Below are 15,351 nucleotides of genomic sequence, written 5' to 3' on the forward strand. Positions count from 1 at the left end.
TTATACAAAATAAAAAAAAAGCACCCAATTATTGGGTGCTTTTTTTTTATTTTGTACTCTTAAGTTTTCTATTTAATGAGATGCTAATTGAGATTTACTACTCCACTCACTAACACTTGCAATAGCATTGTTAGAATAATTCACTTCTCTTAAAGAATTTTCTCCCCAAAAGAACCATTTTCCAACTTTTTTACCATCTTTATAATTAGCAGTTGCTGTGCGTTGCCCTTTAAGGTCAAAACTATTCCATTCGCCTTGCAACTTACCTTCTTGAGTATACGTTCCTGTTTGACTAACTTCACCATTTGCATGGTAATAAGTAACATCAATTAATTGTGTATCGTTATTTAATTTTAATTCTCTTTTATCTTGTGCAAATGACATAACAGTCACTAATAAAGCAAATACAAATATTATTTTCGTTTTCATCTCCGTTTGTTTTTAATTAATCTACTACTCAAAGATAACTAATAATTAACGTTAAAAAAATGTTTTGGTAACATTAATTTAACATTGAAGCTTATTTAATTACAAATCAACCTATTACAATGTTAACATGGAGAAATATCAATTAATAATAACATAATATATGCTTCACATAGACGTAAAACACAATACCGTTATTTGCAATTATTCATATAAGCTATTAGTTTTTGTCGACTATTTATCATGAACAAAAAGAACTGCCTTTACAGGCAGTTCTTATTTATATAGACAAGATAATACCTGTGTAAAAAACTAAGACACATTACAAAACAACACCAGACATAAGACCACACGTGGGGTCTTAAAAAACTTCACTAAAAAAATGTGTCGTGAAAATAAAAAACTACAAATTTAAAATTCAATAATATAAAGACCTGAATTTATAAACATTGGAGTTGTTAGAATTATTATTAATTAAAGAAGACAAAATGGTCTTTAAATAGCAATCCTTAATTAAATAAAATTAAAATAGTATCTTTTACTTTTTATTCAAATAACAGAAATAGAAAATATATTTTAACGGATAATTTAACATGCAAAAATCTAAAATGTCTTAATATTACCGAGTAAATATTCACAACAGTTTAAAAAAAACTCGCAAGTTTTAATAAGTATTAAAAAATAGATGAATTTAGAGGCTGTTTTTATTAGATAAATTCTAAAAATTAATACATATAAATCATATTAAACGCCTACTGTTTTTAATAAAAATCATAACATTTACGTAACACATCAGTGAGAAACACTATAGATATTTGCAAACAATTTGAGATTAAAAAATGGAGAATATATATTTATTAATGATTGTTGCTTTGGCAGTACTTGCTATAGCAGATTTAATTGTAGGAGTAAGTAACGATGCCGTTAACTTTTTAAACTCTGCAATAGGCTCTAAAGCTGTTTCTTTTAAAACAATTATGATTGTAGCTAGCCTTGGTGTGGCAATTGGAGCAATCTTCTCAAGCGGAATGATGGAAGTTGCCAGAAAAGGAATTTTTAACCCTGGAGAATTCATGTTTAGTGAAATCATGATTATTTTTATGGCAGTAATGATAACCGATATCTTATTACTGGATTTCTTCAATAGTATAGGAATGCCAACCTCTACAACAGTATCTATAGTATTCGAACTTTTAGGAGCTTCGGTAGCCATAGCACTTATTAAAATTGGGAATGATGGCGGTAACATATCAGACTTAGTAAAGTATATAAACACATCTAAAGCCACTCAAATTATATTTGGAATACTACTATCTGTAGTTATAGCATTCTCTGTAGGAGCCATTGTACAATGGTTTACACGTTTACTTTTATCTTTTAATTTCGACAAAAAAGCAAAATGGGTAGGTGCCTTATTTGGTGGTTTAGCTATTTCTGCAATTTCATATTTCATTTTTATTAAAGGTATTGGCGGAACAGCTTTTGCCAAAGAAAGTTACTCAATCTTAGGAGGCTTAACAATCAAACATTATATAGAAAACGAAGTCTTAATTATACTATTAATAAGCTTCACTTTTTGGAGCATTATATCTTACATTTATTTAACGGTATTAAAGTTTAACATATATAAACTAATCATATTAATAGGAACCTTTGCTCTAGCACTAGCCTTTGCAGGAAACGACTTAGTTAACTTTATAGGTGTGCCAATCGCGGCATGGCAATCTTACCAAGAATGGTCTATTTCTGGAGTGCCAGCAGATCAATTTAATATGGGAATTTTAGCTGAAGCCGTTAAAACACCAACAATTATGCTATTTGTTGCAGGTATGGTTATGGTAGCAACATTATGGTTCTCTAGTAAAGCAAAAGCTGTAGTTAAAACATCTATAGATTTAGCTTCTAGCCAAGGGGAAACTAAAGAGCGTTTTCAACCTAACTTCTTATCTAGAGGATTTGTAAGAACTGCTGTTGGGCTTTCAGACTTTGTTAAATTAATGATTCCAAGTGGTACCCAAGAAAAAATAGACAGACGCTTCGAAAAACCTACAATTCATTTAGAAAAAAACAAGACATACGAGTTACCTGCTTTCGATATGGTACGTGCCGCTGTAAACCTTATGGTTGCCAGTGTACTTATATCTATAGCAACGTCTATGAAATTACCATTATCTACAACATACGTAACCTTTATGGTTGCCATGGGTACATCTTTAGCAGATAAAGCTTGGGGAGCAGAAAGTGCAGTATACCGTGTTGCTGGGGTTTTAAATGTAATTGGAGGTTGGTTTTTTACCGCAATAATTGCTTTTGTAGCAGCTGCAATAATTGCTTACTTAATTAATTTACATGTACCATCTATGGTAGGTATCTTATTATTAATAGCATTCCTATTATTATCTAGAAACTACTTAACACACAGTAAAAAACAAAAAGAACTCAAAGCAGAAGGACAACTAATACGAGCAGAAAGCAGCTCTATACAAGGTGTAGTTCACGAAAGTGCTCACAACATTGCCAATGCTATAAAACGTGTAAACAGAATTTACACAGGTGCTATAAACGGATTATCTAAACAAGATTTAATTGCGCTAAAACAAAATAAAAAACAAGTAGAAAAACTAACCAACGAGATTGATGAACTCAGGGATAATATATTCTATTTCATTAAAAACCTTGACGAATCTAGTGTTGCTGCAAGTAATTTTTACATTAATATTTTGGGGTATTTACAAGATATGTCTCAATCTTTAGAATACATTTCTAAAGTGAGTTACAAGCACGTAAATAACAACCACAAGAAATTAAAATTCAACCAGATTAAAGAATTAAAACAGATAGATACGTTGTTAGAAAATTTATTTTCTAATACACAGACAACATTTGAAAATCGTTCTTTTGAAGATATTGGTGAAATTTTAAAAACTAAAAAAGATCTATTTACTGAAATTACTGATAAAATTCAGAAACAAGTAGAACGTACAAGAACAGAGGAAGTAAGTCCGAAAAACACAACACTATACTTTAGTTTATTACTAGAGACTAAAGACTTACTAACCGCTACAATGAATTTATTAGAAGAATTCTATCATGCAAATGACGGAACAACACAAATTCATAAAATAATTAAAGAAGAAGAGATAGACGAATAACAAACGCTTATCTTTTTAAAACAATACAAGCAGAGCTGTTTAAACATTAAACAGCTCTGCTTTTTTTATACAGATACCTTCTCCAAAAAAATAAAAGCATACACAATACAAATAGTTAAAACAAAAAAAAGAGGACGCCATAAGTCCTCTTTTTATTCCAATAATTAACTAAACTAACTAATATTGTTTTACTTTGATAAAGATATCGTGCGTGTTACACGATTTATATTCTCGTAATTATACATTATTAATACAATATCAAATATGGAGAAAGAACACTGTGAAAATTTCATTTTTGTATAGTTGGTAGCCAAAAATGTATATTTAGCATTTATTATGCTATTAAAATAAATTAATCGAAATATTTTTTACATAAATTTACCAATAACTTACAATTAATTAAAAATTATGATAAAAGCCATTATTGTTGATGATGAACCAAAAGCCGCACAAAGCCTAACTTGGGAATTAAGCAACTTTAAAGAACACATAGAAGTTATAAAAACCTTTACCATACCTGAAGAAGCTATTTTATACTTAAACGATAATCCTCCAGATTGTTTATTCCTAGATATTCAGATGCCAACCATGGACGGTTTTCAATTTTTAGACAAGTTAAAAAACAGAGATTTTGCCGTTGTTATAACCACAGCATATAACGAATACGGGATTCAGGCTCTGAAACAAGAAGCAATAGATTACTTATTAAAACCGATAGATTCGGACGACTTAAAAGAGACTATTCAAAGAATTAAAAAGTATAATGCCAAATCGAATAACACAGCACAAATAGAACAAGTACTCCTAAAATTTAACGAGCTTAACAACCAACGCATCTCTATAAACACAGACGGAAAACTAATTTTTATAGAAATAGCAGATATTCTTTTTGTAGAATCAGACGGAAATTATAGTACCATTTTTCTAAAAGATAACCAGAAAATAGTTTTAACAAAAAAATTGAAAGAAGTCAACGCTATTTTACCCGAACATGTGTTTTTTAGAATTCATAATTCATATATTGTCAACTTAAACAAAATAAAAGAGTATATTAAGAATGAAGGCTATGTTGTTATGCAATCCAACCACAAAATACCAGTGGCTAGACAACGAAAAGCAGATTTCTTAGAAAAATTATAATATGCAAAGACCATTTTCATATACAAAAGAAAGCCACATCTCGCTATCAACTATTTTTATATGGATAGTCCTATTATTTTGTTTTAAAATTACCACTGCACAAAACGCACCTTTAGACTCACAGTTTATTAAACGTGTAAAAACAGCTCTTAAAAACAAACCTAAAGAATTTCGTAAATTAGAAACCTTTTTCTACAGTGACAAGAAGGACAGTCTAAAAATGAAGTACTTAATAAACCAAGCTAGCATAAACCAGTATTACGATGCCAAATCTTATGCATTAAATGCACTTGGAACTATAGAACGAAACAGATCTTTATACGACGCATCAATCATACAACACAAGAAAGCAATAGACGCGGCTAAAGATGCAAAAAACAAAGTTCTGCAGATTATCTCTCTAAATTTAATAGGAGTAGCTTATCGCAGAATGGACTTGATAAAACCCGCTTTAGATTATCATAAAAAGGCGTACGATTTAGCCTTTAAAACATTTAAAACTGATCCCGACCCAGAACTAGAACGCTGTATGGCTATTTCAAGAAATAGTATGGGTAACATATATTTAGTACTTAAGCAATACAACTTAGCACTAAAACAATTTGAAAAAGCTTTATTAATAGAAAAAAGCACCAATAACAAACTTGGTTTAGCCATAAACTACCAAAACATTGGTATTGTTTTAGAAAATCAAGGCCAGTTAGATAAAGCCTTAACAAATTACAGAACCTCACTCCAATATAACGAGGAAATAAGCTCTATAATGGGTCGCGTAATTTGCAACAATGCAATTACACAGATTTATATTAAACAAAAAAAATACAATACAGCATTAGCTTTAGTTACCACAACCTTAAAAGAAGCCATAGCTTTAGGAGATCAATATTATTTATCTCAAACTTATATTAATTTAGGACGTGCACAAGAAAAGCTAAACCTAAACGAAGATGCGGAAATCAACCTACAAGAAGCACTTAAAATATCTAGAGCATACGATTTAAAAACCTTTACATCTAAAGCCCTTTTATACTTATCTGAATTACGTTTTAAAACCGAAGATTACAAAAATGCACATCTGTTTTACAAAGAGAGTAAAGAGATTGAAAACAGCATAACAAACGATCGTAACTTAAATTATGTAAATGATTTAATGATTGAGTACGAGCATGAATCTAAAAACAATCAAATAAAAAAATTAGCGAATGAGAATGAAATTGTTCGTAATAAACTAGAACGTAATAAAAAATTATTTTGGTATACAGCGATATTAATTTCGTTGTTCACCACCATGATTATCATAATTATAAGACATCGCCAATTAAAACAGGAGAAACAAATAATTACACTAGAACAAGATATGTTGCGAAGTCAAATGAATCCGCATTTTATCTTTAATTCACTAAACTCAATCAAGTTATACATCATAAACAACGACAAAGAAAAAGCTGTTTATTACTTAAATAAATTCTCTAAACTTATTCGAAAAATTCTAATTGCATCTACAGAAAAAGAGATGACTTTAGAAGAAGAATTAGATACCATGCAACTCTACATTAACATTGAGAATATTAGATTTGAAAACGAAATTGAATTCAACACACATGTAGACGAAAATGTAAATATAGGTAACATAAAAGTTCCTTCTTTAATTTTACAACCCTTCTTAGAAAACGCCCTTTGGCATGGTTTATCTTCTAAAAAACATGATAAAAAAATAGATTTATACGTTTCTAAAGAATCTAACAACTACATTACTATTAGCATTATAGATAATGGTATTGGTAGAATTGAAGCTGCAAAAATTAACAGCTTAAAGGTTTTAAAGCGTAAATCTGTAGGTATAGCAATTACAAAAGCACGTCTAGCTAATTTCTCTAAACGTTATGATAATAACTATAAATTTAATATTGAAGATTTATACAATGAAAAAGACAGACCAAAAGGAACCAAAGTAATTTTACAAATTCCAATTCCTAAACACAAAAAGGCGTAACCTACTTATACGTTTCGGCTACCTTTTCTAGTTCCATATACCAATCTTCGCCAAATTTTCTAATTAAAGCTTCTTTTACAAACTTATAAATAGGAACTTGTAACTCCTTCCCTAAAGAACAAGCATCGTCGCAAATCTCCCAACGATCGTAATTTACAGCAGAAAACTCTGTAAAATCTTTAATTCTAATAGGGTATAAATGACAAGACACAGGCTTTTTCCAGGTAACTTCTCCTTGGTTATAAGCCTCTTCTATAGCACAAAGCGCTGTACCTTTTTTATCGAAAATAACATAAGCACAATCTGCTCCATCAATAAGAGGGGTTTCATAATCTCCAAAGTCAGTAGTAATATATGTGCCTTGAGCTTCGATAGCATCAATACCTTTTTGACGTAAAAAGGGTTTTACTTTCGGATAAATATCTTCAAGAATCTGTATCTCTTCCTTCTCTAAAGGCGCTCCGGCATCGCCATCTATACAACATTGACCTTTACACGCTGACAAATTACAGAGAAAGTTTTTCTCTATAATTTCTTCTGAAACTATGGTTTTTCCTATTTGAAACATGCCGCAAAAATAGGTAAACTTTATATTTATTTATTATAGATAGTCTATTTTAATCCACTACTTTTGCCCAAAAAATTAAAAGTTAAAGTAATGCAATTCAATACTAAAGAAATCTTCACCGCTTTTATGATTCTATTTGCCGTGATAGACATTATTGGTAATATTCCAATTATTATCGATTTACGCAAAAAGATGGGTCATATACAAAGTGAGAAAGCGTCTCTTATTGCTGGTGCAATCTTAATTTTATTCTTATTTTTAGGAAATAGTATTTTAAGCTTAATTGGTATAGACGTAAATTCTTTTGCCGTTGCAGGTGCCTTTATATTATTTTTCATTGCTTTAGAAATGATTTTAGGAATCACTTTATACAAACAAGAAGAACAATCTTCTGTAACAGCAACCGTGTTTCCTTTAGCGTTTCCATTAATAGCAGGACCTGGTAGTTTAACTACATTATTATCATTAAGAGCAGAGTTTAGAATAGAAAATATTATTGTAGCTGTTCTTTTAAACGTTGTACTTATTTATACTGTACTTAAAACATCGTCTGCTATTGAACGTATTATAGGACAAACAGGAATAAATATAATTCGTAAAGTATTTGGAGTTATCTTGCTTGCCATTGCTGTAAAACTATTTGCTCACAACATTAAAGCCTTATTTATTTAAAATGAAAATATTCTCAATCATTCTATCTGTAATTGCTATTGCGTTAATCACTTTTAACATTACGCAAATTAATTTTGATGCTCCTTTTGGAGATGAAAGCATTGTAACATTAATTACTATTGTTGTATTATTATGCGCCTTAGTATTACTACTTATACTAAATACATCTAAACGTATTGAAGAGAAGTTTAAGAAACAGAAACAAACTTTATAATAAGAAGTAAGTGAGTTGCATTAATTAACTTGATGCTGCTCACTTATTTTTAAAACTTCATTAATTACATTATCATCACTATTAAAGACTTCGGTATACGCACCTTTCCCGAATAACTGGTCGGCAATTGTTGCTTTAAGATATAACTTTACCTCTTTTTTAATGGTCTGAAAAGAAATATTTGCTGCAGTTCGCACGTTTAAATAATCTTGAAATTTAAGAACCAGATCATCACTTACCTCAAAAGTATCTACAAATTCTTGTCTAGAATAGCCATCGAAAACATGTCTATCTTTTTCTAATTCTTCAAAAATAAAGTAGCTTATAAAACCGCGTTCTTGTAAAAATAATAACGTCTCGTTTTGGGTTTTAACATCTAAAGGCACAAAAATATCTGGAATAATTCCGCCGCCGCCATATACAACTTTACCTTTAGGCGTTGTAAATTTTAAAGAGTCTGAAACTGTAATCTTAAGTGAATCTAGAAGTTCACCACTTTCTAAACGCTGGTAATACTCATCGTAATAATCTTTATTTCCATGACTATAAGAACGCTGTATAGAACGCCCTGTTGGTGTATAATATCTAGCCACAGTTAATCGTACTGCACTACCGTCTCCCAGTTCCATTTCGCGTTGTACTAAACCTTTTCCGTAAGATCGTCTTCCAACAATGGTTCCTTTATCATTATCTTGTAATGCGCCAGCAACAATCTCGCTTGCAGATGCAGAATTTTCATTTATCAAGACATAAACTTCTCCATTTTCAAAGTCACCTTTTTCTGAAGCAAAGTTCTTTTCTATGTTTCCGCTTTTGTTTTTAGTAAATAAAATAAGTTTTTTATCTTCTAAAAATTCATCTACAATTTCCTCGGCAACAGTTAAGAAACCACCAGGATTATCGCGTAAATCTAAAACAAGTTCTGTAGCACCTTTCGATTTTAAATCAAGTAATGCTTTTTTAAATTCTTTATATGTTGTTTCGGCAAAACGATTCACTTTTATATAACCTAAAGTAGGTGTAAGCATATAACTTGCATCTACACTTTTTATAGGAATAACACCTCTAGACACATCAAAATCTAGAATTTGATCGGTTTGTTTTCTGTAAATTTTTAAATGTAATTTAGAACCTACTGGTCCTTTTAAACGATGTACAATATCTGTATCTTTAATATATTTTCCGAATAAAGAATCGCCGTCTGCAAAAATAAGACGATCTCCTCCAAGAATACCAGCCTTATCACTAGGACCATCATCTACCGTTCTAATTACGGTAACTGTATCTTTATAAGTATAAAAATGAATACCAATACCTACAAAATCGCCTTTCATGTTCTCTGAGACACGTTCCATATCTTTTTTAGGAATATATACAGAATGCGGATCTAAATTTTGAAGAATTCCATTTACAGTAACATCTACAATACTATCGGTATTTACATCGTCTACATATTCGTAGTCTATATAATCTATAAGACGATTTAATTTCTCTTTTTTACTATTAGATGCAAACAACCTATCTGAAGAATCAGAAAAATTCAATTTACCTCCTATAAATATTCCAGCCGCAACAGCAGCACCAATAATTAGAGGTAGATATATTTTTTTCATGGTCATTATGCAGATAAATCTTCGATATATTCAATATGTATGCCTGCCTTTTCTAGAAAGTCTAACCCAGAGTTATCTTTATATTTCTGACAATACACGACTCTTACAATTCCTGCTTGGTGAATTAATTTACTACATTCTTTACATGGAGAAAGCGTAATATACAACGTAGCACCTTTGCACGATTGTGTAGAAGCCGCCACTTTAAGAATAGCATTAGCCTCGGCATGTAACACATACCATTTGGTGTATCCCGCTTCATCTTCACAAAAATTATCGAATCCTGTTGGTGTTCCGTTAAAACCGTCTGAAATAATCATTCGATCTTTAACAATAACAGCTCCAACTTGTTTACGTTCGCAAAACGATAATTTCCCCCACTCTCTAGCTATTCGTAAATAAGCTTTGTCGTACTTAAGTTGCTTTTTATTAGGCATTAAACTTTTTAAATTTTTTATAAACTCATTTTAGAATAAAAGATAAACTTAAAATAATAAAGCCTTTATTCTTTTATAGATACCAATCTGCTTTCTTATAAAACTAAGAACAATAGCAAATAAACAACCTATTTAACGAAGATAGCCCGTTACCTTTTTAATAACAATGGCTAATCGTTAAAATTTTGAGAAAATTTCTGATTATTAAGAGATTAGTTTATTTGCCATAATCATTGGAATAACCAATCCTACTACGACAGACGATATTACTAAAACCCAATCGCGTTTAGAAAATCTGAAAACCGTTTGCATAATGTAACTAAAAAACAAGACTACAAATACAATTATAATTTGTGCAGCCTCAATACCCAATGCAAATTCTAATAGAGGTAATAATTTATTACTTGATCCTCCTATTAATAAATGAAATTCCCTAGCAAATCCTAAACCATGGACAATCCCAAAAAATAAAGCCGAAAAGAATAATAAACTCACCCCTTTCTGAATGGTTTTTCCTGCTGTAAAAATATTATAAACAGCCATTATAAGAATGGTTATAGGAATTAATAACTCGACTAAAGCACCATTAATTTGAACCACATCGTAAGCTGCTAAAATTAACGAAACAGTATGTCCCAATGTAAATAAAGACACCAATATTAAAACGCGCTTCCAATCTTTAAAAATATAAGCAACCGTTAAAACTAATAAAAACAAAACATGATCGTAGCCATTTATATCTAACACATGATTAATACCGTATTGCACATAAAAAAGGAAATCATCTAACATAGTTTTAAGGTTTGGAAATTATAATAGTTAAGTGGATATAGAAATTATTCGGCAATAAAATTAATAAAAAGAAATGACCCAATACCACTATATACTATTATTTCGGCAATAACATACACACCTGATTTTGAATACAAAAAACTAAAAAACAACATTTAATATTCTATTATTTTTCAGTTTAATATAAATTCAACTAAAATTAGAACAAAAAAAAAGCATCTAAATTTAAATACTTAGACACATTCTATTTTGTTACACACGTATTGTCCTAGCTTAGGAATACGTAATACTTGTCCTGGATAAATACTATCTGGATCTTTAAGCATTGGTTTATTGGCTTCAAAAATCACAGAATACGTCTTTGCATCGCCATGATATTCTTTTGCTATTTTACTTAAAGTATCGCCACTTACAACAGTATAAAACTGAGTAATTGGCTCGACATATTTAATAGACATTTTATCATTTACTGTAGATATTCCTTTAGAATTACCTACAACTAAAATTACTTTTTCTTTTGTTTCCTAATCTTGAGCTATTCCCGCAACAACGGCCTTATCTAAATCAATTTTAACATTTAAATCATCTACTTCTAAATTTAAACCTAATATTGTTTCTTCTACTCTAACAGCTGCCTCTGCTACCTCTTCTGTTTTTCCTAATCCAAAAATATTAACCCCTGCATCTTTAATAAATGAAAATAATCCCATAATATATATTGTTTTATTTGTTATCGTTTACATATAGTAAAGTTCAAAAAATATTCAATTAAAAACAACTTACACTTCTAAAATAAAAGGCTTTAAAGCTAAAATAAAATCTAGTTTACAACATCTATTTTTTCACATATTATCTTATTATATAGTCCCTATCAAGCACATCTTAAACCTAAAACAAAGACTTAATAGGGATATATAATTACAACCTTAGCAATTACACAACGTTAAAAATTAGATCAAAATTGCTTAACACATTACAAAAAACTCACAAACAGCTACAAAACAACATACTAAGTACATTTAGAAAACAAAGAAGTAGTAAAACTGTTTGATATTATATTTTTTGTTCTAATTTTGTTTATACTCGGCAATGAGGTTTGCCTTAAACCGTTCTTAGAAAACTAATGATTACTACCGTATTAAGACTTGTTATTACTGTAGAAGTTATTAATATTTAGTAATTATGACTTTTGAAAATTTTAAAAAAAAACTAACCTCTTTCGAGCAAATTCCTTCTTTATACTACCTTATTAAATGGCTAATTATATGCACATTTATAGGAATTATTACAGGAAGTATTTCTGCATTCTTCTTAAAAAGCTTAGAATGGGCTACAGCATACAGGGAATCTAATTTATGGATTATTGCTTTATTACCTGTTGGTGGATTTATTATAGGAATTACATATCACTTATATGGAAATAGTGTTGTTAAAGGAAACAACTTACTTTTAGAAGAGTTTCATTCTCCCAAAAAAGTAATTCCGTTTAAAATGGCCCCTTTAGTTTTATTTGGAACTGTAATAACGCATTTATTTGGAGGTTCTGCCGGTCGTGAAGGTACAGCCGTACAAATTGGTGGAGCTGTTGCAGATCAATTCACAAAAATATTTAAACTTTCTAAAATAGATAGAAAAATTGTTATAACAGCAGGTATTAGTGCTGGTTTTGCTTCTGTTTTCGGAACACCTTTAGCAGGAGGTATTTTTGCTTTAGAAGTCCTTATTCTGGGACGTATTCGTTTAGATGCCGTTGTCCCAAGCTTTTTTAGCAGCCGCTTTAGCCAATTACTTTTGTGTAATTTGGGGTATTCATCACACGCATTACAGTATAGAATCTGTTGCCGAAATGAATTTTGTAAATTTACTTTGGGCCATGCTAGCAGGTATTATTTTTGGACTAGTAGCCATGTTGTTCTCAAAATCTACGCACTTTTGGTCTAGCCAATTTAAACGATTTATAAAATATCCGCCGTTACGTCCAGCTATTGGTGGTGTAATTTTGGCTATTATTATTTACAGTATTGGGACTACTAAATACATCGGACTTGGTGTACCAACCATTGTACAGTCTTTTACTTCTAACATGAATTTCTTACGACTTTTTAGCGAAACTTTTATTTACATCCTTTACGCTTGGCGCAGGATTTAAGGGCGGAGAAGTGACTCCATTATTTTATATAGGTGCAACATTAGGAAACGCATTAATCTGGTTTATTCCACTCCCAATGGGCTTGCTAACAGGTATGGGATTTGTTGCCGTTTTTGCAGGAGCCACTAACACACCTATAGCATGTACTATTATGGGTATTGAATTATTTGGGGTTGAAGCAGGAGTTTTTATTGCAATTGCTTGTAGTATATCTTATTTATTTTCTGGACACACAGGTGTATATACTGCTCAAATTATTGGAAGTCCGAAAAACGAAAGTGTTTTCAAGGAGAAAGGATTTACTTTATCTGAAATAGAAGATAAAAGACATCTAAAATGAAAACAACAATCACTATAAGAATTTACTTCGAATACGGCAAAAAACGTAAAGATGTTCCGTTTTGGAAGACACTTCACGAATCGGATTTCGGAACTGTAATTTTAAAGAAAGCGAAAGCTTCTAATTTAAACCAAGTACTGCAATTTAATGTCTCTAGAGGCTATTTTGATAATAAAAAAATAAATTGGGGACTTGGTGATGTTCAACATTTTAAACATCCTCAAATTATTGAAATCACAGATACTCCAGAACAGATAGAATTGTTTTTAGAACAAGAAAAGGAGTTCTTTAAAGACACTTCTATTTATATCATTAAGAATGAAATTATTCTAAAATCTTAAGTAATTCTAAATTATCACAACTTATAATTGGTTTATTAATATTTCATTAACCCAATAAAGTTAGTTTTTTATGTACTTTTGAATCTATAATTATGATACTTTTATGAGTAAAGAATTAAAATATGCTGTGTTTGGCGCAGGTAGTTGGGCCACCGCTATTGTAAAAATGCTTTGTGAAAATCTTGACGAAGTAGGTTGGTATATGCGTAGTGTTTACACTAAAGAACATTTATTAAAACAACAACATAATCCAAACTACTTAAGTTCTGTCGAATTTAAAACGGAAAATCTAATTATAAGCAACGACATTAATGAAATTGCGAATTATGCAGATATATTAATTTTTGCTATTCCTTCAGCATTTATGCAAAGTGAATTAGCAAAAATAACGATAGATATTTCTGAAAAAACAGTTGTTTCTGCTGTAAAAGGAATTATTCCGGAATCTGGTTTATTGGTAGGCGAGCATTTAAACGAAGTTTTTAATATTCCGCTTAATAATATTGCAGTTATTGCAGGTCCTTGTCATGCAGAAGAAGTCGCTTTAGAGCGTTTATCGTACTTAACCATATCTTGTTCAGACTCTAAAAAAGCTAAAGCCATTGCAAAAAACTTATCTAGTAATTATATAAAAACAAAAATTAGCGACGATGTTATTGGTACAGAATATGCCGTTATGCTAAAAAATATTTATGCTATTGCAGCAGGAATAGCACATGGTTTAGGTTACGGAGACAATTTTCAGAGTGTGCTAATGAGTAATGCGATTCGTGAGATGAAACGCTTTATTAAGAAAATGCACAAAATGAAACGTAACATTAATAATTCGGCGTATTTAGGCGATTTATTAGTTACCGGATATTCTGTATTTTCTAGAAATAGAATGTTCGGGAATATGATTGGAAAAGGCTACACCGTAAAATCTGCACAAATGGAGATGAGCATGGTTGCAGAAGGGTATTACGCCAGTAAAAGCGCTCAATTATTAAACGACAAGAACACAAGCAAAACAAAGCTTCCTATAATTAATGCCGTTTATGAAATTTTATATGAAGGTAAAGATCCTAAAAAGACCTTTGAAAAGCTTACAGATAAATTAGATTAAATCTAAAAATCTATTTAACTAAAACACCCTGAACGCCCATTGTTGGAATAAGCTGAAAAGCTTTCTCGTTTATGGTGTTTTCTTTAAATACAAAAGTCTTATCAAACATTTTGTTGTCTTCAAAGAAAGAAACTTCAAACGTGTTTACTAATGCTAAAACATCTTCTTGAAGATATTCAATTTTAGCATAACTTTTAGCCGGAAGATTGTCTAATTTATGACGCATTACAGCTGTTTTCTTATCTTTAGAAAGTCCTTTAGAGACAATTAAAACCATCTCTAAATCAACTTCCTTATCATTTATAACATACGCATTCCATTCGTCTGAATTCAAGTCCTTATTAAACACTTTTACAGCGGCCACATAAACACCTTCGACCTTTGGAATTTCAATATCTTTTTTCATACA

At 30.5% G+C, this 15,351-nt stretch carries 15 protein-coding genes and 1 pseudogene; 8 read left to right on the forward strand and 8 right to left on the reverse strand.

Features of this window, described 5'->3' with window-relative positions; genetic code table 11:
• Positions 1 to 72: 72 nt before the first annotated feature.
• Positions 73 to 429 (reverse strand): toxin-antitoxin system YwqK family antitoxin, encoded by a 357-nt coding sequence (locus GQR95_RS04120; protein ID WP_159021960.1) that lies wholly within the window; start codon positions 427 to 429, stop codon positions 73 to 75.
• 836 nt (positions 430 to 1,265) lie between these two features.
• Between GQR95_RS04120 and GQR95_RS04125 the strand changes: the two genes are divergently transcribed.
• From GQR95_RS04125 to GQR95_RS04135, 3 genes are all read left to right on the forward strand, one after another.
• Positions 1,266 to 3,578 carry an inorganic phosphate transporter gene (locus GQR95_RS04125; protein ID WP_159021961.1) on the forward strand — a complete coding sequence of 771 codons (2,313 nt, stop codon included), beginning with the start codon at positions 1,266 to 1,268 and terminating at the stop codon, positions 3,576 to 3,578.
• 408 nt (positions 3,579 to 3,986) lie between these two features.
• Positions 3,987 to 4,718: a LytTR family DNA-binding domain-containing protein gene (locus GQR95_RS04130; RefSeq protein ID WP_159021962.1), complete on the forward strand. Its 732-nt coding sequence runs from the start codon at positions 3,987 to 3,989 to the stop codon at positions 4,716 to 4,718.
• 1 nt (position 4,719) lies between these two features.
• A complete protein-coding gene (locus GQR95_RS04135; RefSeq protein WP_159021963.1) occupies positions 4,720 to 6,711 on the forward strand; it encodes a tetratricopeptide repeat protein in 1,992 nt (663 codons plus the stop codon).
• Between the two features lies 1 nt (position 6,712).
• Here GQR95_RS04135 and GQR95_RS04140 read toward each other — a convergent pair whose 3' ends face one another.
• The gene (locus GQR95_RS04140) at positions 6,713 to 7,279 is read right to left on the reverse strand and encodes a DUF3109 family protein (RefSeq protein ID WP_159021964.1); all 567 of its coding nucleotides are present in this window, start codon (positions 7,277 to 7,279) and stop codon (positions 6,713 to 6,715) included.
• A gap of 90 nt (positions 7,280 to 7,369) precedes the next feature.
• On the opposite strand from GQR95_RS04140, the gene GQR95_RS04145 reads away from it, so the two are divergent.
• Both GQR95_RS04145 and GQR95_RS04150 read left to right on the forward strand, forming a co-directional pair.
• Entirely contained in the window at positions 7,370 to 7,951 is a 582-nt protein-coding gene (locus tag GQR95_RS04145; RefSeq protein WP_159021965.1) for a MarC family protein, read from the forward strand.
• Position 7,952: 1 nt separating this feature from the next.
• Positions 7,953 to 8,165 (forward strand): hypothetical protein, encoded by a 213-nt coding sequence (locus GQR95_RS04150; protein ID WP_159021966.1) that lies wholly within the window; start codon positions 7,953 to 7,955, stop codon positions 8,163 to 8,165.
• A gap of 20 nt (positions 8,166 to 8,185) precedes the next feature.
• On the opposite strand, the gene GQR95_RS04155 is transcribed toward GQR95_RS04150, so the two are convergent.
• From GQR95_RS04155 to GQR95_RS17065, 5 genes are all read right to left on the reverse strand, one after another.
• On the reverse strand, positions 8,186 to 9,784 hold the full coding sequence (locus GQR95_RS04155) for a S41 family peptidase (RefSeq protein WP_159021967.1): 1,599 nt from the start codon (positions 9,782 to 9,784) through the stop codon (positions 8,186 to 8,188).
• Positions 9,784 to 10,215: a dCMP deaminase family protein gene (locus GQR95_RS04160; RefSeq protein WP_159021968.1), complete on the reverse strand. Its 432-nt coding sequence runs from the start codon at positions 10,213 to 10,215 to the stop codon at positions 9,784 to 9,786. Before GQR95_RS04160 ends, GQR95_RS04155 begins: the two co-directional genes overlap by 1 nt.
• A 204-nt stretch (positions 10,216 to 10,419) precedes the next feature.
• Positions 10,420 to 11,007: a HupE/UreJ family protein gene (locus GQR95_RS04165; protein WP_159021969.1), complete on the reverse strand. Its 588-nt coding sequence runs from the start codon at positions 11,005 to 11,007 to the stop codon at positions 10,420 to 10,422.
• Positions 11,008 to 11,240: 233 nt separating this feature from the next.
• On the reverse strand, positions 11,241 to 11,465 hold the full coding sequence (locus GQR95_RS17060; protein ID WP_370514528.1) for a LysM peptidoglycan-binding domain-containing protein: 225 nt from the start codon (positions 11,463 to 11,465) through the stop codon (positions 11,241 to 11,243).
• Between the two features lie 66 nt (positions 11,466 to 11,531).
• On the reverse strand, positions 11,532 to 11,717 hold the full coding sequence (locus tag GQR95_RS17065; protein ID WP_370514529.1) for a hypothetical protein: 186 nt from the start codon (positions 11,715 to 11,717) through the stop codon (positions 11,532 to 11,534).
• A gap of 472 nt (positions 11,718 to 12,189) precedes the next feature.
• Between GQR95_RS17065 and GQR95_RS04175 the strand changes: the two are divergent.
• From GQR95_RS04175 to GQR95_RS04185, 3 genes and pseudogenes are all read left to right on the forward strand, one after another.
• Positions 12,190 to 13,496 (forward strand): annotated as a pseudogene (locus GQR95_RS04175) (voltage-gated chloride channel family protein).
• Positions 13,493 to 13,837, forward strand: coding sequence for a DUF190 domain-containing protein (locus GQR95_RS04180; protein WP_159021970.1), 345 nt, complete (start codon positions 13,493 to 13,495; stop codon positions 13,835 to 13,837). Before GQR95_RS04175 ends, GQR95_RS04180 begins: the two are co-directional and overlap by 4 nt.
• 103 nt (positions 13,838 to 13,940) lie before the next feature.
• A complete protein-coding gene (locus GQR95_RS04185; protein WP_159021971.1) occupies positions 13,941 to 14,942 on the forward strand; it encodes an NAD(P)H-dependent glycerol-3-phosphate dehydrogenase in 1,002 nt (333 codons plus the stop codon).
• Between the two features lie 10 nt (positions 14,943 to 14,952).
• Here the strand turns inward: GQR95_RS04185 and GQR95_RS04190 are convergent, their stop codons facing one another.
• Positions 14,953 to 15,348, reverse strand: coding sequence for a hypothetical protein (locus tag GQR95_RS04190; RefSeq protein ID WP_159021972.1), 396 nt, complete (start codon positions 15,346 to 15,348; stop codon positions 14,953 to 14,955).
• Positions 15,349 to 15,351 lie beyond the last annotated feature (3 nt).

It is taken from the genome of Formosa sp. L2A11 (assembly GCF_009796865.1).
Lineage (GTDB): Bacteria > Bacteroidota > Bacteroidia > Flavobacteriales > Flavobacteriaceae > Formosa.